Origin of the sequence: Rodentibacter caecimuris, assembly GCF_010587025.1 — a bacterium.
Taxonomy (GTDB): Bacteria; Pseudomonadota; Gammaproteobacteria; order Enterobacterales; family Pasteurellaceae; genus Rodentibacter; species Rodentibacter caecimuris.
In genome coordinates, this window is record NZ_CP040863.1 from 2,449,422 (window position 1) to 2,469,667 (window position 20,246).

Below are 20,246 nucleotides of genomic sequence, written 5' to 3' on the forward strand. Positions count from 1 at the left end.
GCGGTTAAAATTGACCGCACTTTTACATACTCTCGCCAAGATGAATATGAAATCCAAGATCGATCATTTTTTCGGTGAGAGGTTCATTATTCAATCGGGCTAAGAGTTCTTGGGCTGCCGTTTTACCAATTTCCAAACGCGGTGTGATAACTGTTGCCAGTTGGGGGCTAACGGAAAAGCCCACATCATGTCCGTGAAATCCGGCAATGGCAATTTGCGTAGGAATATTAATACCTAAGCGTTGGCATTCAAATAATGCGCCAATGGCTAAATCGTCATTTGTACAAAAGATACCATTGGTTTCAGGGCGTTTTTCGAGAATTTGGCGAAGCTGTTTTCCGCCTAGGGTGAAAGACGAAGGTTCTTCGGTGATTAAACTATAGGGTTCAAGCCCATATTTTTTCATCGCTTGTTCATAGCCCTGCATTTTTAGCTGGGTACGTTTATCCATTCGGGCGGTGAAATAGACGACATGGTTATGCCCGCGTTTAATCATGGTTTCCACCATGGCTTGTGCCGCAGCAACATTATCAAATCCAATCACTTGCTGAATACCGGGCTGTGTGCTGTCCATAATTTCAATCACCGGAATATTTGCTACTTCAATCATTTTGAGGGTTCGCAAAGAATGGTAATTTTCCGACAAAATCAGCCCGTCCACATTATACGAAAGCAAACTTTCAATGCGTTCTTCTTCCTTTTTAACACTATAACCGTAATGTGCCAGCATAGTTTGGTAACCGGCTTGGTCGAGGACGAGCTCAATCCCTTTTAGTACATCGGCAAAAACATGGTTGGTTAGTGAAGGAAGCAGTACGCCAATGGCTTTACTCTTGGCATTTGAGAGAATTTCCGGGGCTCGGTTGGGAATATAACCAAACTGCTCAATCGCCGCCGCAATTCGGGTTTGGGTTTCTTGTGCGACAGAATCGGGATTACGCAGATAACGGCTTACCGTCATTTTGGTGATACCAAGGTGAGTCGCAATATCTTGTAAGGTGGGGCGTTTATGTTTCATTAAAAGTCAGATTGAATAATGTATTGCGAAAGTATAGCAAAAACATTTGATTTTTTGACCGCACTTTTGTGTGAAAAAAGGTATAATTTGCCATCAATTTATTATGAGGAAAGGCTATAGTGGACGAAATTCGTTTAACACAATACAGTCACGGTGCCGGTTGAGGCTGTAAAATTTCGCCTAAGGTGTTAGGGACAATTTTACAAACGCAACTTGAACATTTTGTCGATCCGCATTTATTGGTCGGCAATGATACGGCAGATGATGCGGCGGTGTATGATTTGGGAAATGGTACTGCGATTATCAGTACCACAGATTTCTTTATGCCTATTGTGGATGATGCCTTTGATTTTGGTCGTATTGCGGCAACCAATGCCATTAGTGATATTTTTGCTATGGGCGGTAAGCCAATTATGGCGATTGCGATTTTAGGTTTCCCAATAAATAAGCTACCGGCAGAAGTTGCGCAAAAAATTGTGGAGGGGGGGCGATTTGCCTGTCATCAAGCCGGTATCTCTCTTGCCGGCGGCCATTCTATTGATGCGTCGGAACCTATTTTTGGTTTGGCGGTAACCGGCGTGATTAGTACTGAAAAAGTGAAACGAAATGCTTCGGCTCAAGCCGGCTGTAAACTGTATTTAACTAAACCTTTGGGGATTGGGGTACTGACTACGGCGGAGAAAAAAGGCAAGTTAAAATCCGAACATCAAGGCTTGGCAACTGCCGCGATGTGCCAAATGAATATTATCGGTAGCCAATTTTCCGAAGTGGACGGTGTAACTGCAATGACGGATGTAACGGGGTTTGGTTTACTCGGACATCTACTTGAAATTTGTGAGGGCTCAAACCTAAATGCCGAGCTGTTTTTCGATAAAATTCCTACTCTTGAGGGCGTATCGGAATATATCTCGGAAGGTTGTGTACCGGGTGGTACGACACGTAATTATGACAGTTATGGGCATAAAATAGCTAGATTAACGGATTACCAAAAAGCCGTATTATGTGATCCGCAAACTTCCGGTGGGTTGTTAGTTGCAGTGAAACCGGAAAGTGAAAAAGAAATATTGGCGATTGCACAACACGCCGGTATTGAAGTTTATGAAGTGGGCGTATTGAAATCAAGAGAAGCGGAAAGCCCAATCTTTGTCGAAGTGGATTAAAAAAAGCGTGGTATTCATTCCACGCTTTTCGTTAGATTCGTTGTAAAATCAAATTCCCCATCATTGCAATATGTGCCGGTTCGGCATTGAGAGACGGAATATATTGATAAGATTGCCCGCCGTGATTGAGAAAGTTTGCACGATTTTCTTCATCAATTTCTTCAATGGTTTCTAAGCAGTCCGCAGAAAAATTAGGGCAGACGACCGCAACTTTTTGAATGCCTTGCATACTGGCGGATTCCAAGAATTTATCGGTGTAGGGCTGTAACCATTCTTCACGTCCAAAGTGAGATTGAAAGCTCATATTCCATTGATTTTCCGTTAAACCGAGTTTATCCGCCACGGCAATGGTTGTTTCCTTACAATGTTGTCGATAGTAATCGCCCATATTTTCGTAACGTAGCGGAATACCGTGATACGAAAATAATAAAAACTCGTCAGGTTTTAACCGCACTTTAATGGATTCAACTAACGCATTGATGTAGTTTTCATCTAAATGATAAGAGTGAATAAATTCAAAAGGAACAATATTTCGCGTGTTCTTTAATGCTCTCGCGAAAGCATCAAATAGTGCGCCGGTTGTGGTACTGGAATACTGTGGATAAAGCGGCAACACAATAATTTTTTCCAGCTGATTTTCAAGTAATTTATCAACCGCACTTTGCATAGAAGGATTGCCGTATGTCATAGCAATTTCTACCTGTATATCCATATCTTGGGCATCAAAATAGGCTTGTAAGGCTTTTTGCTGTTGTTTTGTAATAGCCAGCAACGGTGACCCCTGTTCTGTCCAAATCGCTTGATAATTTTTAGCAATGCGTTTGGAACGTAAAGGAAGAATTACGGTTTTAAGTAAAGGTAACCATTTCCAAGAGGGTAAATCGACCACGCGCGGATCGCTTAAAAATTCCCATAAATAACGGGAGATTGCCGAAGGAGTGGGTTGGGCCGGTGTTCCTAGATTAGCTAAAATAACACCGATTTTTTTTGTTTTTGTCATAAATCTATAATAGAAAGGGTTAATCGTGAAACGTGGCAAAGTTTATCCTGATCGTTGCGGATGTCAATTTGCCAAACATGGATATTTTTACTTAAATTGATAGGCGTAGCCTTTGCTGTCACTTTTCCTTGGCGTACCGGACGAAGGTGATTTGAGCTAATATCCAGTCCCACAGCGGCTTTACCTTCCTCGACACAAAGCAATCCGGCAAGCGAGCCGACAGTTTCCGCCAGAGCAACAGAAATCCCCCCATGTAATAGACCAAAAGGCTGTGTTGTGCGGTGATCCACCGGCATTGTCGCCTCAAGCCAATTCTCACCAAAAGCAGAAATTTCAATCCCAAGATGTTCAACGGCACAGTTTTTACCCATTTCGTTGAGTTGTGAAAGCGTAAATGGTTTTTTCCAGATCATTTATTGTCCTTAATGTAAAATCCCTCTTGTCATAAAGAGGGATAAGAAATTGAAACTATTTTTGCCCGCTTAATACTTCCAACAATGCTTGTATCGGATGTTTTAAGGTAACATTTTCATAGCGTTTTACCTGGCTGCGGCAGGAGTAACCGGTTGCTAAGCAAAAGTGCGGATCTTTTCCGTGGAGTTTTTTGCCCCATGAAATATCGTAAATTTCACGGCTCATGGTTTGGTTTTGCACCTCATGTCCGAACACGCCTGCCATACCGCAGCAGCCCACTTTTTCTACCGTTAATGGTTGCCCGAATTTTTCAAAAATTTGTTGCCATTCTTTTGGGCTGTTCGGCATAAATGTGGCTTCCGTACAATGGGGAAAGAAATGCCAGTGGAAAGTGCGGTTAGAAATCGGTGTATTTTCCAATCGGGAATTTAAATTGGCAGAATGAAGTTGTATTTTTAACCATTCGTGAGCAGTAAGCACATGAAAATCACCACGTTTTTCCTGTAATGCTTCTTTATATTCATCACGGTAGGAAAGCACAATAGCCGGATCGACCCCCACCAGTGGTACCCCCAATTTGGCTACACGGTTAAGCAATTCTGCCTGATTTTTGGCAGTTTTGGTAAAACGGCTTAAGAAGCCTTTTACATGTAGTGCTTTGCCGTTTGGTTTGAAGGGCAGAACGATCGGTTTAAAGTCTAACTTTTGTGTGAGAGCCACAAAATCCCGCACGACTTTGGCATCGTAATAAGAGGTGTAAGGATCTTGCACAATGAATAACATTTTTTCTTTTTCTATTGTGCTTAAACACTCTAATTCTTCTAGCGATTTGCCATGATAGCCAATTTCTACGAGCTGTTGTTGTAAATTCGGTGTAGAAAGTAGCGGCAAATCCGTCATGCCGATAACTTTCTCCGCTAATCGTTGGGTTGTCTTTAATTTTGTAAAATAATTGAAGAATTTAGTCTGTTTTGCCATATAAGGCGCGGCAAATTCTAAATTTGCTACAAGATGATCTTTTACGGGGCGTAAATAGCGACTGTGGTAAAAATGGAAAAATTTTGCACGAAAACTTGGTACGTCAATTTTTATCGGACATTGGCTGGCACAGGCTTTACAGGCGAGACAGGTATCCATCGCCGCTTTTACTTCGTGGGAAAAATCATAATCTCCCCGCCATTTTTGTATGCTATGGCGCAGACGGGCTACAAGTGCGGTCAGTTTTGTTTCGGTTTTTTTGAAATCTAACTTATCCGGTGTGATATTTTCATTGGCGAGTAAGCGGAGCCATTCGCGTACCATAGCGGCACGGCCTTTTGGGGAAAAAACACGATTTTTGCTCACTTTCATGGAAGGACACATGATGCTGTGTTCATCAAAATTAAAGCATAACCCATTGCCGTTGCAGTTCATTGCCCCTTTAAATTCATCCCGTATTTGAATCGGGATTTGACGATCATAGTCGGCGCGCATAGGGGATAAAATGGCATAAAGTTCATCTTCAGAACCTAAAGGCGTGCAGATTTTACCGGGGTTTAGGCGATTATGGGGATCAAAGAGGGATTTTATATAGCGGAGTTCATTCCAGAGTTCCGGCGTGAAGAATTTTTCACCATAATGTGAACGTACGCCTTTGCCGTGTTCACCCCACAATAAACCGCCGTATTTAACGGTGAGTTCTGCCACTTCATCAGAAATTCCTTTGAAAAGTTTGACTTGTGCTTTATCGCATAAATCTAATGCTGGGCGAACGTGTAATACACCCGCATCCACATGACCGAACATACCATATTGTAGGTTATGACTGTCTAATAGGGCTCGAAATTCCGTGATGTAATCGGCAAGATGTTCCGGGGGGACACAGGTATCTTCCACAAAAGGAATCGGTTTTGCACTGCCTTTAGCATTGCCAAGCAAACCTACCGCTTTTTTACGCATTGCATAAATACGTTCAATGGACGGTAAGTCGGTACAGACTTGATAGCCGATAATATGATCTTTTTGCTCGGCTATTTTTTCATCTAATGCTTGGCAAAGTGCGGTCACTTGGCGATGAATTTTTTCTTTATTATTACCGGCGTATTCCACGATATTTAAGCCAAGAATCGGGTTATTTTCTTCTTCCGTTAAAAGTTCGCTTACCGAGTGCCAAATAATGTCTTGTTTGGCAAGATTCAGTACGTTGGAATCCACCGTTTCGACAGAAAGGGCATTCGCTTTCACCATAAAAGGCGCATTGCGTAACGCAGCATCGAAAGAACTATACTTTATATTAATAAGGATACGATATTGTGGAATCGGTAATAAATTAAGTTTTGCTTCGCAAATAAAGGCAAGAGAGCCTTCGGAACCGGTAAGCAAGCGGGTGAGATTAAATTCGGTTTCATCGTCGCTAAAGACATTTTTTAAATCATAACCGGTCAAAAAACGATTAAGTTGTGGTAAATCCTTTACAATACTATTGCGTTTTTCTTTACAACGTTGTGCGATAGTTTGGTGAAGTGTTTTGGCCGTTTCATTTAAACCAAGAGTGTCAATATGATCGAAAACTGCCTGGGATTTGACCGCACTTGTATCAAGAATTTCTCCATTTATTAAGACGCTACGTAGTGCTAGTACGTGAGTGGATGTTTTTCCGTATTGCAGTGAACCTTGTCCGGAAGCGTCGGTATTAATCATTCCGCCCAAGGTCGCACGGTTGCTGGTGGAAAGTTCGGGAGCAAAAAATAAGCCGTACGGTTTTAAAAATTGATTAAGTTGATCTTTTACTACACCTGCTTGTACCTGTACCCAACGTTCTTCGACATTCAGCTCCAAAATAGCGGTCATGTAACGGGACATATCTACAATAATATTGTGATTGAGTGCTTGCCCGTTGGTGCCTGTTCCACCGCCTCGGGGGGTAAAAGTGAGCGATTGAAAGTCGGGTAGATTCGCCAATTTTGTGATACGTACGACATCCGACACTGTTTTTGGGAACAATATAGCTTGCGGCAGATACTGATAGACACTGTTATCCGTAGCGAGGCTTAGTCTATCGGCATAACCTGTCGCAATATCCCCCTCAAAATGTTGTTTTTTTAGCTCTACAAGGTAATGTTGAACGCTTTTATCAAGTTGTGGTGTGTTGGAAAGACGAGGTAGCATAGTATCATTCGTAAAATAGGAAAAAAGAATAGAGCGATGATATATGATGTAAAAAAGAATGTCGATTTTTACAGCAGGAACCTAGTATAAAAAGGGGAAAAGCAAGGGAAAATAGACTAGATTATTACTGAACAAGAATTCATTTATTGCATTGATTGTTTAATAAATAAACAAAAATGACAAAAAAAGTTTGATCTTTGAGTTTTTTATAGGATAATAATCTTACTTTTGAACGTTCCTTTGGCGATACAAAGGAATTGAATTTGTCAAAAGGATAGATATAGGGCAAATTCAAAACCCTAGTTAAGCAAATGTTTAGAGTGTTACTTATTTTATAAAGTTCACGATAGACGAGGAAACTTTTCTTATTTTTATCAATCGATGACTAAATAGAGGACATCAAAATGAAAAAAACTGCAATCGCATTAGTAGTAGCTGGTTTAGCAGCAACTTCAGTAGCTCAGGCAGCTCCACAAGAAAATACTTTCTATGTTGGTGCTAAAGCAGGTTGGGCATCTTTCCATGATGGTTTAAAACGAGTCGACTCAAAATATGTTGGTCACGAAAATGGTTTCGGTGTTAACCGTAACTCTGTAACTTACGGTGTTTTCGGTGGTTACCAAGTTTTAAACCGTGACAACTTAGGTTTAGCGGTAGAATTAGGTTACGATGATTTTGGTCGTGCTAAATTCTCTAAAGGCGAAAAAGTTGTTTCAAAACACACTAACCACGGTGCACACTTAAGCTTAAAAGGAAGCTATGAAGTGTTAGAAGGCTTAGACCTTTATGGTCGTGCTGGTGCGGCATTAGTTCGTTCAGACTATAAAAATGCTAAGGGTGTTGCAGAGGAAGGTAGCGTTTGGGGTACTCGTGCTCACAGCTTAAAAGTGTCTCCGGTATTTGCAGCAGGTGTTGAGTATGCATTACCTTCATTACCAGAGTTAGCATTGCGTGTTGAATACCAATGGTTAACTTCTGTTGGTAAAGATAACAAAATTGCAGAAGATGCAGACTATACTCCGTGGATCGGTTCTGTAACTGCTGGTTTATCTTACCGTTTCGGTCAAGGTGCTCCGGTTGTTGCGCCTGAAGTTGTAAGCAAAACTTTCAACTTAAATTCTGATGTTACTTTCGCTTTCGGTAAAGCAAACTTAAAACCACAAGCACAAGCAACTTTAGACGGTATCTATGGTGAAATCGCACAAGTAAATAGCGCTAAAGTAGCCGTTGCTGGTTACACAGACCGTATCGGTAAAGATGCAGCAAACTTAAAATTATCACAACGTCGTGCAGATTCTGTAGCTAACTACTTAGTTGCTAAAGGTGTTGCAGCACAAGACATCACTGCTACTGGTTATGGTGAAGCAAATCCTGTTACCGGTGCAACTTGTGACGCGGTTAAAGGTCGTAAAGCGCTTATCGCTTGCTTAGCGCCAGACCGTCGCGTTGAAATCGCAGTTAACGGTACTAAATAATTTCATTTAGTTATCCGTTGATGGATTAAATAGAAAAAGGCCTAAACTTCGGTTTAGGTCTTTTCTTTTAGTAAGAAGAATTTTGTTAATTTTATTAATAGGAACATTATCATGAAAAAATGGCTTGTTATTATCCTTGTTGTTATCGTGGCAGGATTTACTTTAATGTCTAGTTATAACGGTTTAGTTAAAGCGGAAGAAGAAATTGATTCTGTGTGGGCAAACGTAGAGTCTTCTTATCAACGCCGTGCAGATCTCATCCCAAATTTAGTAAATACAGTGAAAGGGCAAGCAAATTTTGAACAGCAAACCTTAACGAATGTGATTGAAGCAAGAGCAAAAGCGACACAAACTAAAATTGATCCTGCAAATATGACGGAAGAACAACTTGCTCAATTCCAGCAGGAACAAAATCAAGTGGGATCCGCATTATCCCGATTACTTGTTACTGTTGAACAATATCCGCAATTAAAGGCGCATGAAGGCTTTATGAATTTACAAGCACAACTTGAAGGAACAGAAAATCGTATTAATGTTGCCCGTAATAAGTTTAATGATGCAGCTCGATTGTATAACCAAAAAGTGCGTCAATTTCCAACAAAATTTGCTGCGTTGATTTTGGGTTTTAAAGAAAAACCTTACTTTAAATCCTCAGCCGGTGCTGAAAATGCGCCAACAGTAAATTTTAACTAGGACATAGCGGATGAAATTCCTTTCAAGAATCCCTGTTGATAAAAAACAAATTGAGGCGGCAATTGCTCGCCTTGAAAGTCAAAGTTCGGCAGAATTACGGGTTTATATTGAACGTAAATTACCAAAAACCGAAAAAGGATTATCGGCGATTGAGCGAGCATTACAAATTTTTGGTGAGCTTGATATGCATCAAACGGCAGCAAAAAATGCAGTATTAATTTATGTTGGATACAAAAATCATCTTTGTGCCATTATTGGTGATAAAGGAATTCATCAATTTGTCGATGATGCTTATTGGCAAAAACAATGTGATTTAATGATTGCACGATTTAAGGAAAAAGCCTACACACAAGGTATCGTTGAGGCGATTGAACATATTACCGATACCTTAAAAACGCATTTTCCTATTCAAGTTGATGACAGAAATGAGTTGCCAAATGAGGTGATTATTCATGACTAAACTTTTGCAAATCATGAAAAGTGCGGTTGTTTTTATCTTCGTTTTTTGGGGCGCTTTTGTCTCTGCCGCACAGTTTCCGCCTACGCCAAATCCTTTCCATTATGTGAATGATTACACCAATACGCTTTCCTCACAGCAACGGCAACTTCTAGAAAACAAACTGGTCTCTTATGGAGAGGCAACCAGCTCGCAAATTGCCGTTGTGCTTGTACCGACTACCGGTGAATATGAAATTGCGGATTATACTTTTGCCTTAGGTGATAAGTGGGGAATAGGGCGTAAGCAGCTAAATAACGGCGTTTTAATGTTAATTGCAAAAAATGATCGCAAAGTATTTATTGCGACAGGGCAAGGTTTAGAAGGGGTATTACCGGACGCTTTTTTATCACAGGTTATCCGCAATGCAATTTTACCGCAATTTAAACAAGGGCAGTATGCACAGGGTATTAATGACGGATTAAATGACATAATCGCTGCAAGCCAAGGGGAATACGGTGCTTATCAAATGGAAGATAGTGAGTTTGATAAATATATTCCTTTCATTATGGTGCTGGTGTTTATTGCCTTTGTTGTGTTTGGCGAATATCAATATCATAAAGATGAAATTTATATCAGCCCGAATCAGCGTGATCAATTGAATCGAATTGTGCGTCAATCAACATTATCCCGCCGTCGCGGAGGCTCTGGTTTTGGTGGGGGATTTGGCGGCGGATTCGGTGGTGGCGGTTCATCGGGAGGCGGTTTTGGCGGTGGAGGATTCGGTGGCGGCGGTGCCGGCGGAAGTTGGTAAACCTGACATAATTACTCAAGTTCTAATTTGTGATACCTCTAACTTATGTTAGAATACGTGCCTCTATTTTTTACGGGGAACATTATGGAAACGTTAGACAAAATCAAAAAACAAATCAGCGAAAACCCGATTTTAATTTATATGAAAGGCTCACCAAAATTGCCTTCTTGTGGTTTTTCTGCTCGTGCGGCAGAGGCATTAATGAACTGCAAAGTACCTTTTGGTTATGTGGATATTCTTCAGCATCCGGATATTCGTGCTGAGTTACCTGCTTATGCTAATTGGCCAACTTTCCCACAATTATGGGTAGAGGGTGAATTAATTGGTGGCTGTGATATTATTCTGGAAATGTATCAAGCAGGTGAGTTGCAAACGTTATTAAGCGAAGTTGCAGCAAAGCACCAAGAAGCATAATCTTCCATCCTTAAAACCCGTTTATTGCGGGTTTTATTTTGTCTAAATTTTGTGATCAAACTAACAGTTTTGTTTCAAGGTGCTTGTATATTTTAAAAAGTTTATATAGACTTTTAACCCTTAGTCGGGGTGCTAACATTGTTTGGCTGAGAGATACCCGTGAACCTGAAACAGATAATGCTGGCGTAGGAAACTAACTCTTTTCATTAGGCTGTTTCTTCATTTCTATTTTTATAAGGACAGTACAATGAAGAAAATAATCCTCATTTCAACCGCACTTTTTGCTGCTTCTGCATTTGCTCAAACTGCTGCACAACCACTCACTGTTTATACTTACGATTCTTTTAGTGCCGATTGGAGTGCCGGGCCGAAAGTCAAAAGCGGCTTTGAAAAACAATTTCCACAGTGTCAGTTAAATTATGTTGCCTTTGATAATAATGGTACTTTGTTTAATCGTGTACGCTTAGAAGGAAAAAAAATTAAAGCGGATGTGGTATTAGGTTTAGATAATCATCAAATTGATGAAGCCAAAAAATTAGCAATGTTTGAGCCTAACCAAGTGGATCTTGGTAAATTGGCATTACCGCTAAAATGGGATGATCACACATTTTTGCCTTTTGATTTTGCAAAATATGCTTTTATTTACGATAAAAATAAATTAACTAACCCACCAACAAGTTTGAAAGAATTGATTGCGCGTAAAGATCTAAAAGTGCTATATCAAGATCCGCGAACCAGTAGTATCGGACGCGGTTTATTACTTTGGGTAAATGCCCTTTATCCGCAGTCGGAAGCACAAAATGTCTGGAAAACCTTGTCAGAACACACTGTAACGATTACAAAAGGTTGGACAGAAGCCTACGGTGCATTCTTAAAGGGGGAGGGGGATCTCGTGTTAAGCACAAACACCTCGCCAATTTACCATATTCTTTCTGAGCAAAAAGATAATTATATGGCTACGGAATTTAGTGAAGGCGGCGTATTACAAGTGGAAGTCGTTGCTAAAGTGGCGAACCGTAATAATGCTTGCGCGGATCACTTTCTTGATTATTTGATTTCACCGGAAGCACAAGCCGATATTGCGAAAAATAATGTGATGTTACCGGTCATTGATAGTCCTATCGAAAGTCATATTGATGCGCTAAAAAAACATACTCAAAATACGCCGGTACTGGATACGTCAAAAGTCACGGGAGAACAATTAAAAACTTGGATTAATCAGTGGCAAAAAGCACTTTCTAAATAGTTTCTAATGATATCGTTGTTTTCTTATCCGCATTTCCGTCCTCGTCATTATATTGGCGGAAGTGCGGTTATTTTTTTCATTGTTTTGCTTTATAGCACATCGCTTTCTGCAGTATTTTCCGTCGGTGGAAATTATTCTTGGGAGGCTTTCAAGCAGGATGACTATTTACATCAAGTTATCTTTTTTAGCTTCGGGCAAGCCTTTTTGTCAGCATTGCTTGCTGTGCTGCTCGGGGCATTATTTGGACGTGTGTTTTTTTATCAGCCTTTCCCGGGAAAACGTCTTATCCAGCGTTTACTTTCCCTTACTTTTGTGTTGCCGGCGCTTTTGGCGATCTTTGGCTTACTCGAAATTTATGGCACAGAGGGTTGGTTAAGTCGGCTAATGCAGTGGTTAGGGATTAATTGGAAACCGACAATTTATGGGTTGAACGGTATATTAATTGCCCACCTCTTTTTTAATATTCCCCTTGCTGCGAGGGTAACGCAACAAGCCTTGCAAGCTATTCCCTCAGAACAACATCAGTTAGCCGCACAATTAAATATTCAAGGTTGGCAATTTTTTCGTTTAATTGAAATGCCTTACCTTAAAAACCAGCTTTTACCGACTTTTGTTCTCATTTTTATGCTGTGTTTTACCAGTTTCACCATCGTGCTTTCTCTTGGTGGCGGGCCACAAAATAGCACTTTGGAGGTTGCTATTTACCAAGCGATCTTTTTTGAATTTGATTTTCCTAAAGCGGCTTTATTTGCCTTGATTCAATTTGTTTTTTGCTTTGTATTATTTGGAGTATCCCAAATTTTTGCTAAACCGCCGGAAACCAACCTTTCCCAATGCTATATTTGGTTGATGCCGCCATCAAGTGCGGTCAAAATTTTTAATGTTTTTATTTTGTTTAGCGTATGTTTATTTCTTTTCATACCATTGCTGAGTATTGTGGTGGAAGGGGTGAGGGCACCGGAATGGTTTAGTTTTTGGCAAGATCCCCAATTATGGAAAGCGTTAATCTATTCCCTTTCAATGGCACCCGCTTCAGGTGTATTAGCGATAGTGTTTTCTTTTTTATTACTTCTGCTTTCCCGCCAGCTACAATGGCTTCATTTTCCTGTGTTTGCAACCCTCATTCAAACCGGTGGTATGATGATTTTAGCCGTACCAACGTTAATTCTCTCGGTAGGATTATTTTTAATTTTACAGGAAATGGATTTTAGCAATGTTCATTTATTTTTAATTGTCGTGCTGTGTAATGCGTTAGCCGCAATGCCTTTTGTCATTCGAATTTTAAGTACACCGATGATGCAAGCTACGCAGTATTACGAAAAATTGTGTTTATCGCTAAACCTTAAAGGGTGGCAACGCTTCAAATTAATTGAATATCCCTTATTAAAAACACCGCTAAAATATACCTTTGCTTTGGCGACAACACTCTCTTTAGGGGATTTTACGGCAATTGCCTTATTTGGTAGTCCGGATTTTACTTCTTTACCGCACTTGCTTTATCAACAAATCGGACAATATCGGAGTCAAGAAGCGGCGATTACGGCATTGATTTTGCTTAGCTTATGTCTTGGATTATTTATGTTTATTGAACACAATAGGGAAAACCATGATTAAATTAAAACAAGTGAAATTTAATTATCAATCCATGCCGATGATGTTTGATTTACAGATTGGTGAGCAAGAAAAAGTAGCGATTATCGGTGAGAGTGGTGCGGGAAAAAGCACTTTATTAAATCTGATCGCCGGTTTTGATTATGCCAATGCGGGGGAAATTTGGCTTAACGGTGAAAATCATACGAGAAGCGCCCCTTATGAACGCCCGGTTTCCATGTTATTTCAAGAAAATAATTTGTTCACCCATTTGAGCGTGGCGGAAAATATCGCATTAGGCTTAAAACCGAATTTGTCCCTTTCAAAGGAAGAGGAAATGCGAATTGAACAAGTCGCAAGTGCGGTCAATTTACAGGATTTTTTAATGAGAAAATCGACCGCACTTTCCGGTGGACAAAAACAACGTGTTGCATTGGCACGTTGTCTGTTACGTGATAAACCCATTTTATTATTGGATGAACCTTTCTCCGCACTTGATCCGCAATTACGTATGGAAATGTTAAAGTTGCTCGACCAGTTATGTGATGAAAAAATGCTAACCTTACTGCTTGTTACCCATCAGCCTAAGGAATTAGAAGGGCATATTGATCGTATTATTCATATTCATCAAGGACAAAATTTATAGGAAAAAAGTATGACAACCGTACAATCTGTTCAATTAACCGAAATAACTCCTCATCCCTCAGTGGAGTATTGGTCTGTTTGTAAAGTAGAAGCGTTGTATGAAACGCCTTTTTTGGAGTTGATTTATCGAGCTGCACAAGTACATCGCGAATATTTCAATCCGCAGGCAATTCAACTTTCAACATTAATGTCAATTAAAACCGGCGGTTGTCCGGAAGATTGCAGTTATTGCCCGCAATCGGCACGTTATCAAACCGGTGTGCAAAATCAGCAATTATTGGATGTGGACGAAATTATTGCTAAAGCCAAAATTGCCAAGTCTCGCGGTGCGGGGCGATTTTGTATGGGGGCGGCATGGCGTGGTCCAAAGCCCAAAGATATGGGAAAAGTAACGCAAATTATTAAGGCTGTGAAAGAGCTTGGCTTGGAAACTTGTGGTACGTTTGGATTATTACAAGACGGAATGGCTGAAGAATTGAAAGAGGCGGGATTGGATTATTATAACCATAATCTTGATACCGCACCGGAACATTATCATGAGGTTATCGGCACACGCCGTTTTGATGACCGCTTAAGTACCTTAGGTAAAGTTCGTAAAGCAGGTTTAAAAGTATGTTGTGGCGGTATCGTGGGAATGAATGAGACCCGTAAAGAGCGTTCCGGTTTAATTGCCAGTCTTGCGAATTTAGATCCTCAACCTGAATCGGTTCCCATTAATCAGTTAGTTAAAGTGGAGGGAACCCCTTTGGTTGATGCAGAAGATTTAGACTGGACGGAATTTGTTCGTACTATTGCCGTTGCACGAATTACGATGCCAAAAAGTTATGTTCGCTTATCGGCAGGACGCCAAGGAATGACGGAAGAAATGCAGGCTATGTGTTTTATGGCTGGTGCCAATTCTATTTTCTATGGTGATAAATTACTCGTTACCGGTAATCCTGAAGAAGACGGTGATCGATTACTTATGGCAAAACTCGATCTTGAACCCGAAACAGAAGAAAATCGAAAAATACTTGAACGATAGAGTAGAAAGGATAAAAGTGCGGTTAATTTTAACCGCACTTTTTGATTTTAATTATTTTTTGATTCAAACTCCGCTAATGCCTCGTCAAACTGTTCGGCAACAAGAGGGTGCACAGGGGAAAACACAGAGGAGGTGAGTGTAATAAATGAACAAACTAAGAAGCCGGGGATAATTTCATAAAGTTGAGATAAATCGTCCCAGCCTAAGAATTTCATTAATGGACTCCAACCGACTACGGTTACAGCACCTGATAACATCCCCCATAATGCCGCTTTAGAACTAATATTACGGTTAAAGAGTGAGAGAATGACTACAGGCCCGAATGCCGCACCGAAACCTGCCCAAGCATAAGATACCAAGCCCATCACTTTAGAGTTCGGATCTTGGGCGATAACAATGGCAACAACGGAAATAGCCAATACCATTATGCGACCAACCCATACTAATTCTTGGCTTGAGGCACTTTTACGGAAGAAACCTTTATAGAAATCTTCAGTAATCGCAGCCGAACACATTAATAATTGAGCGGATAGCGTACTCATGACCGCGGCTAAAATTGCTGATAAAACAATGCCGACAATCCACGGATTAAACATCACTTTTGAAAGTTCAATAAAAATAGATTCTGCGTTTTCGAGCGGAATATTTTGGTGAGTGAAATAAGCCAAACCAAAGTAACCTACCGATACGGCTCCCCCTAGACAGAGGAACATCCACACAATACCGATTGTTCGCGCTTTATTAAGTGCTGACACCGAATCTGCCGCCATAAAGCGAGCCAAGATATGCGGTTGTCCGAAATAGCCTAACCCCCAAGCAAGAGCAGAAATGACGCCGATTCCCGATACATTATGTAACCAGTTACTATATGGAATATTGGTTGCGGCGGACTTAGCGGCTAACGCTGCGTTGATTTCTTCCCATCCGATATTCACGAATGCCATTACCGGTGCAAGAATGAGCGCAAAAATCATTAAAGAGGCTTGAATAGTATCACTCCAAGAGACAGCCAAATAACCGCCGATAAAGGTATAAGCGATAGTGGCAATTGCCCCCAACCAAAGCGCGGTATAATAATCCAATCCAAGTAAACTTTGGAACAATTTTGCCCCTGCGACTACACCGGAAGCACAGTAAATAGTGAAGAAGAATAAAATAATGGAGGAAGAAATAATTTTTAACGCTTTTTTCTGACGCGGGAATCGTTGGGCGAAGAATTCAGGTAAAGTGAGAGCGTTGTTATACTTTTCAGTGAAAATACGTAAACGTCCGGCGACAATTTTATAGTTCAGAAAAGCACCGACTGTCAGCCCGACAGCAATCCATGCTTCGGATAAGCCGGAGAGATAAATTGCACCTGGTAAGCCCATTAAGAGCCAACCTGACATATCGGAAGCACCGGCAGACATTGCTGTTACAAAGCTGCCCATTTTTCGTCCGCCGAGAATATAATCGTCAAAGTTCTGAGTTGAACGGTAGGCATACAAACCAATGCCTAAAATTACCAATAAATACAAGCCAAATGTGATGTAAATCTGCATAGCTTTACTCCTGTTATTAAGGTACTGCCTTTGTAGAGCACTATTCAGCCATTTAAATAATGAGCTACACTGTGGCTGAATAAACTCTATTTTACAAAGGGCGATATTTTCGCTTGTTAATCATAAAAAGAAAACAAAGATCGTCATTTTTTATAGACTTTTTAAATCAATGTTCTTCTGCCGCCATTAATGATGTGTTTCCTCCGGCAGCCGTTGTGTTATAGCTACGAGAGAATTCATCATATAAAGGTAATAAATCTTGTGTTGTACACCAGTCGAAGCATTTAAAGATCGCTTTACTGTTTTCCGCTAACCACAGGCGACGTTGTGTATCAAGTGCGGTCAAATACACGCCTTTTTGACAGTGTCCGAGTTTGGTATCGACCCGAATCCCCGCTTGGCGATTTTGGGCAAGCGGGTGGCTAGGTTCAACCAAAACAGTAAAACCTGCCGATAATAGTTTTTCTGCTGCCGACTGAGAAGCTGATAAATCGCCGTTAAGGATTGCGACTTCACAAGGTAAATAGGCAAGGCTATTATGTTCACCAGTAATACTTTCCAATACCGGTTTAGATTGCGGGAGGCTGTTTTCATCACCAAATTGGCTGTAATAATTTGGTGTACGGGTTAAGCGTTGGAGATAAAATTCTCCGCCTGCTTTAGGCCCCGTACCGGATAAACCATGTCCTCCGAACGGTTGTACTCCCACGACCGCACCAACGATATTTCGGTTGATATAGAAATTACCGCAATTGAGGTGTTTTTCCACTAAGCTCATTTGTTTACGGATCCGACTGTGGCAACCTCCGGTTAAGGCATAACCTTTTTCATTGACTTTGTCGAGTACGTTGATGAGCTCTTCCTTGCGATAGCGAATAATATGCAGGATAGGGCCGAACACTTCTCTTTGTAGCTGATCGAGATTATCCAACAGATAAACGGACGGAGCGATAAAATGCCCGTCTTCCGGTACAGCTAGTTCAGTATAAGCAACCGCCACTTTACGCATATTGGCTTGATGGTTGAGCAAGTTTTGTTTTGCTTCTTCGTCAATAACCGGGCCAATATCGGTTTCAAGTAAACACGGATCACCGAGGCTTAACTCTTTCATTGCTTCGCTAATCATTCGGTAGTACTGATCGGCGATTTCTTCTTGCAGTAATAGAATACGAAGGGCGGAGCAGCGTTGACCTGCTGAATCAAAAGCGGAGCTTAATACATCTGCGACCACTTGTTCCGGTAAGGCGGAGCTATCGACTACCAGTACGTTTTGTCCGCCTGTTTCCGCAATCAAAATAGGATCATTGTCTGCCACAGCTAAACGTTTTTCGATCAGTTTTGCTACTTCGGTTGAGCCAGTGAATACGACGCCGTCAAACGGTTGTTGGACAAGTGCCGCCCCGAGTTCTCCGTCCCCTAATACTAATTGTAAGGCTTCTCTTGGAATACCGGCTTGGTGAAGCAATTTTACCGCTACATAAGCAATGAGTGAGGTTTGTTCCGCAGGTTTGGCTATCACCGCATTACCGGCAGCGAGGGACGCAGCAATTTGACCGGTAAAGATTGCCAGTGGGAAATTCCAAGGAGAAATACAAAGTACGTTGCCACGGGCTTCACCCAGTTTATTGATAGCCGACAGACTTTCAAGTTGATTTGCATAATAGCGGAGAAAATCAACTGCCTCACGAAGTTCTGCAATAGCATTCGGTAACGTTTTGCCGGCTTCAATCATTGCTAATTTCATCAATAAACCGTGATTCTCTTCATAGTGATCAGCCGCTTTGCGTAAAATATTGGCTTTTTCGACCGCACTTTTTGCATTCCAGTTTTGGTTGGTAGCGGCTGAAAATACCGCTTGCGCTTGATCGATTTCTAAGAAACGTATTTCACCGATAGTTTCTGTTAGTTTTGCAGGATTTTTCACATACTGTATGGATTGTTGGCTTGGAGCTGCCAGTAGGGTAAGGGATTCCGCATTTTCAATTTGAGCGTTATTCAAGGCTTGCTCAAGTTTTTCCAATACCAGCTCGTTGGTTAAATCAAAGCCGGCGGAATTAAGACGATCGTGAAATAATTCAAGGGGTTTACGTACCAGTTTATTGGGTTTGCCATTGGATTTACTATACAGTTTCCACGGCGGAGTAACTAACTGAGAAACCGGAATACTCTCGTCCACTAATTGATGAACAAAGGAAGAATTTGCACCATTTTCAAGCAAACGGCGAACGAGGTAAGCAAGTAAGGTTTCATGAGTCCCTACCGGAGTATAAACACGAACTTGTTGGCTGAAGTTTTCATTACCCACGATATTGTCGTAAAGGTTTTCCCCCATACCGTACAAGCATTGAAACTCAAATTTTTTTCCTTGTCCGAGTTCATAGATAGTACACATGGTTAGAATATTGTGGGTCGCAAATTGTGGGTAGATAACATCCTGTGCTTCCAACAATTTTTTGGCGCAAGCAACATAGGCAATATCGGTATGATTTTTACGGGTGAAAAGCGGGAAATCGTCTAAACCATCGGTTTGCGCCCATTTGATTTCACTATCCCAGTAAGCACCTTTTACTAGGCGGATCATCAAATAGTGTTGTTTTTCACGGGCAAGATTAATCAAATAATCTAAAACATAAGGACAGCGTTTAGAGTAGCTTTGTACAACAAAACCAATTCCCTTGTAATCTTTGAGTTCCGGTTCATCAAGTAATTTTTCGATCAAATCAAGAGAGAGTTCGAGGCGATTGGCTTCTTCAGCATCAATATTTACACTAATGTTGTATTTTTGTGCCAGTAAGAAGAGTTGTTTTATACGAGGATAAAGCTCATTCATTGTGCGATCATATTTTGCACGATTATATTTCGGATGAATGGCGGAAAGTTTTACAGAGATACTATTACCGTTGTAAATATTTCGATCAACGGCATTTTTACCGACTTCTTCAATGGCATGTAAATAATCATTGAAGTAACGATCCGCATCGCTCGCAGTCATTGCGGCTTCACCCAACATATCGAATGAGAAAGTAAATCCTTTTTTGTAGCGGGGTTGAGTGTGTTTTAGCGCTTCATGTATATTTACGCCTGCGACAAATTGCTTCCCTATAATCTGCATGGATTTCACCATGACCTGACGCATGACAGGCGCGGCGAAACGGGAAAAGATATTTTTTAAATTATCGGTGACTTGAGTCTCTGTGAGATTTTCACTGATTTTTCTACCGAACATCAAACCATAACTGGCGGCATTAATGAAAAAAGATTTTGAGTTGCCCAGATGGGATTGCCAATTGCCGTCTTGCAATTTTTCGTAGATGAGATCATCACGGGTTTTGTCATCGGGAATACGCAATAAGGCTTCCGCCAAACACATCAATGCCACACCTTCTTCAGAACTTAAAGAAAACTCTTCCATTAAGGCATCTGCGCCATACTGTTTCTGTTTAATGTGACGTAGTTTATTGATGAGTTTGGTTGCGTGATCTGTAATACGTTTTTCTTGTTCTTCGGTAAAATCAAGCGTTGCCATTAGTTGATCTACTGCTATTTTTTCATCAAGACGATAGTTTTCAGTAATGCTTCGGCGTTTGGGAGAATAAGTTTTAGAAAGTGAAATAGACATTTGATAACCC

Annotated in this window: 16 protein-coding genes and 1 riboswitch; of the genes, 10 read left to right on the plus strand and 6 right to left on the minus strand. The window is 40.9% G+C overall.

What is annotated here, in order from left to right; all coding sequences use genetic code 11:
* Positions 1 to 22: 22 nt before the first annotated feature.
* Positions 23 to 1,018 carry a gluconate operon transcriptional repressor GntR gene (gene gntR, locus FEE42_RS11925; RefSeq protein WP_077586570.1) on the minus strand — a complete coding sequence of 332 codons (996 nt, stop codon included), beginning with the start codon at positions 1,016 to 1,018 and terminating at the stop codon, positions 23 to 25.
* A 116-nt stretch (positions 1,019 to 1,134) separates the two neighbouring features.
* Between gntR and selD the strand changes: the two genes are divergently transcribed.
* Positions 1,135 to 2,178 (plus strand): selenide, water dikinase SelD, encoded by a 1,044-nt coding sequence (gene selD / locus FEE42_RS11930; RefSeq protein WP_164028849.1) that lies wholly within the window; start codon positions 1,135 to 1,137, stop codon positions 2,176 to 2,178.
* 31 nt (positions 2,179 to 2,209) lie between these two features.
* Here selD and hemH read toward each other — a convergent pair whose 3' ends face one another.
* From hemH to ydiJ, 3 genes are read right to left on the minus strand one after another with little or no spacing between them, the layout of a single operon-like run.
* Positions 2,210 to 3,178 carry a ferrochelatase gene (gene hemH, locus FEE42_RS11935; RefSeq protein WP_059367020.1) on the minus strand — a complete coding sequence of 323 codons (969 nt, stop codon included), beginning with the start codon at positions 3,176 to 3,178 and terminating at the stop codon, positions 2,210 to 2,212.
* Positions 3,175 to 3,591, minus strand: a complete 417-nt coding sequence (locus FEE42_RS11940; RefSeq protein ID WP_059367018.1) for a hotdog fold thioesterase — start codon at positions 3,589 to 3,591, stop codon at positions 3,175 to 3,177. Before FEE42_RS11940 ends, hemH begins: the two co-directional genes overlap by 4 nt.
* Positions 3,592 to 3,646: 55 nt before the next feature.
* Positions 3,647 to 6,739, minus strand: coding sequence for a D-2-hydroxyglutarate dehydrogenase YdiJ (ydiJ, locus tag FEE42_RS11945; RefSeq protein ID WP_164028730.1), 3,093 nt, complete (start codon positions 6,737 to 6,739; stop codon positions 3,647 to 3,649).
* A gap of 404 nt (positions 6,740 to 7,143) precedes the next feature.
* Here ydiJ and ompA point away from each other — a divergent pair, with 404 nt between their 5' ends.
* The 9 genes from ompA to bioB all read left to right on the plus strand — a co-directional run bounded on the left by ompA (position 7,144) and on the right by bioB (position 15,076).
* The gene (gene ompA / locus FEE42_RS11950; RefSeq protein ID WP_077581767.1) at positions 7,144 to 8,214 is read left to right on the plus strand and encodes a porin OmpA; all 1,071 of its coding nucleotides are present in this window, start codon (positions 7,144 to 7,146) and stop codon (positions 8,212 to 8,214) included.
* A 111-nt stretch (positions 8,215 to 8,325) separates the two neighbouring features.
* Positions 8,326 to 8,907 (plus strand): LemA family protein, encoded by a 582-nt coding sequence (locus FEE42_RS11955; RefSeq protein WP_077581768.1) that lies wholly within the window; start codon positions 8,326 to 8,328, stop codon positions 8,905 to 8,907.
* A gap of 10 nt (positions 8,908 to 8,917) precedes the next feature.
* Positions 8,918 to 9,367, plus strand: a complete 450-nt coding sequence (locus FEE42_RS11960) for a TPM domain-containing protein (protein ID WP_077581769.1) — start codon at positions 8,918 to 8,920, stop codon at positions 9,365 to 9,367.
* Positions 9,360 to 10,157 (plus strand): TPM domain-containing protein, encoded by a 798-nt coding sequence (locus tag FEE42_RS11965; protein ID WP_077581770.1) that lies wholly within the window; start codon positions 9,360 to 9,362, stop codon positions 10,155 to 10,157. The genes FEE42_RS11960 and FEE42_RS11965 overlap by 8 nt, the downstream gene beginning before the upstream one ends.
* An 84-nt stretch (positions 10,158 to 10,241) precedes the next feature.
* Complete coding sequence (gene grxD, locus FEE42_RS11970) at positions 10,242 to 10,571, plus strand: Grx4 family monothiol glutaredoxin (RefSeq protein ID WP_077466040.1); 330 nt, start codon at positions 10,242 to 10,244, stop codon at positions 10,569 to 10,571.
* A 115-nt stretch (positions 10,572 to 10,686) separates the two neighbouring features.
* A riboswitch (TPP riboswitch) is annotated at positions 10,687 to 10,780 on the plus strand.
* Between the two features lie 38 nt (positions 10,781 to 10,818).
* Positions 10,819 to 11,817 carry a thiamine ABC transporter substrate binding subunit gene (gene thiB / locus FEE42_RS11975; protein WP_077581771.1) on the plus strand — a complete coding sequence of 333 codons (999 nt, stop codon included), beginning with the start codon at positions 10,819 to 10,821 and terminating at the stop codon, positions 11,815 to 11,817.
* 6 nt (positions 11,818 to 11,823) lie between these two features.
* Positions 11,824 to 13,431 (plus strand): thiamine/thiamine pyrophosphate ABC transporter permease ThiP, encoded by a 1,608-nt coding sequence (gene thiP / locus FEE42_RS11980; protein ID WP_077581772.1) that lies wholly within the window; start codon positions 11,824 to 11,826, stop codon positions 13,429 to 13,431.
* Positions 13,424 to 14,053 (plus strand): thiamine ABC transporter ATP-binding protein, encoded by a 630-nt coding sequence (gene thiQ, locus FEE42_RS11985; RefSeq protein ID WP_077581773.1) that lies wholly within the window; start codon positions 13,424 to 13,426, stop codon positions 14,051 to 14,053. Before thiP ends, thiQ begins: the two co-directional genes overlap by 8 nt.
* Before the next feature lie 9 nt (positions 14,054 to 14,062).
* Positions 14,063 to 15,076, plus strand: coding sequence for a biotin synthase BioB (gene bioB, locus FEE42_RS11990; RefSeq protein WP_164028731.1), 1,014 nt, complete (start codon positions 14,063 to 14,065; stop codon positions 15,074 to 15,076).
* 47 nt (positions 15,077 to 15,123) lie between these two features.
* On the opposite strand, the gene putP is transcribed toward bioB, so the two are convergent.
* The gene (putP, locus tag FEE42_RS11995; RefSeq protein ID WP_059366990.1) at positions 15,124 to 16,617 is read right to left on the minus strand and encodes a sodium/proline symporter PutP; all 1,494 of its coding nucleotides are present in this window, start codon (positions 16,615 to 16,617) and stop codon (positions 15,124 to 15,126) included.
* Positions 16,618 to 16,783: 166 nt separating this feature from the next.
* Positions 16,784 to 20,236 carry a bifunctional proline dehydrogenase/L-glutamate gamma-semialdehyde dehydrogenase PutA gene (putA, locus tag FEE42_RS12000; protein ID WP_164028732.1) on the minus strand — a complete coding sequence of 1,151 codons (3,453 nt, stop codon included), beginning with the start codon at positions 20,234 to 20,236 and terminating at the stop codon, positions 16,784 to 16,786.
* Positions 20,237 to 20,246 lie beyond the last annotated feature (10 nt).

Coding starts and splice junctions, on each gene's coding strand:
- gntR (WP_077586570.1), bottom strand. CDS start 1,018: ATGAAACATAAACGCCCCACCTTACAAGATATTGCGACTCACCTTGGT.
- hemH (WP_059367020.1), bottom strand. CDS start 3,178: ATGACAAAAACAAAAAAAATCGGTGTTATTTTAGCTAATCTAGGAACA.
- FEE42_RS11940 (WP_059367018.1), bottom strand. CDS start 3,591: ATGATCTGGAAAAAACCATTTACGCTTTCACAACTCAACGAAATGGGT.
- ydiJ (WP_164028730.1), bottom strand. CDS start 6,739: ATGCTACCTCGTCTTTCCAACACACCACAACTTGATAAAAGCGTTCAA.
- ompA (WP_077581767.1), top strand. CDS start 7,144: ATGAAAAAAACTGCAATCGCATTAGTAGTAGCTGGTTTAGCAGCAACT.
- FEE42_RS11955 (WP_077581768.1), top strand. CDS start 8,326: ATGAAAAAATGGCTTGTTATTATCCTTGTTGTTATCGTGGCAGGATTT.
- FEE42_RS11960 (WP_077581769.1), top strand. CDS start 8,918: ATGAAATTCCTTTCAAGAATCCCTGTTGATAAAAAACAAATTGAGGCG.
- FEE42_RS11965 (WP_077581770.1), top strand. CDS start 9,360: ATGACTAAACTTTTGCAAATCATGAAAAGTGCGGTTGTTTTTATCTTC.
- grxD (WP_077466040.1), top strand. CDS start 10,242: ATGGAAACGTTAGACAAAATCAAAAAACAAATCAGCGAAAACCCGATT.
- thiB (WP_077581771.1), top strand. CDS start 10,819: ATGAAGAAAATAATCCTCATTTCAACCGCACTTTTTGCTGCTTCTGCA.
- thiP (WP_077581772.1), top strand. CDS start 11,824: ATGATATCGTTGTTTTCTTATCCGCATTTCCGTCCTCGTCATTATATT.
- thiQ (WP_077581773.1), top strand. CDS start 13,424: ATGATTAAATTAAAACAAGTGAAATTTAATTATCAATCCATGCCGATG.
- bioB (WP_164028731.1), top strand. CDS start 14,063: ATGACAACCGTACAATCTGTTCAATTAACCGAAATAACTCCTCATCCC.
- putP (WP_059366990.1), bottom strand. CDS start 16,617: ATGCAGATTTACATCACATTTGGCTTGTATTTATTGGTAATTTTAGGC.
- putA (WP_164028732.1), bottom strand. CDS start 20,236: ATGTCTATTTCACTTTCTAAAACTTATTCTCCCAAACGCCGAAGCATT.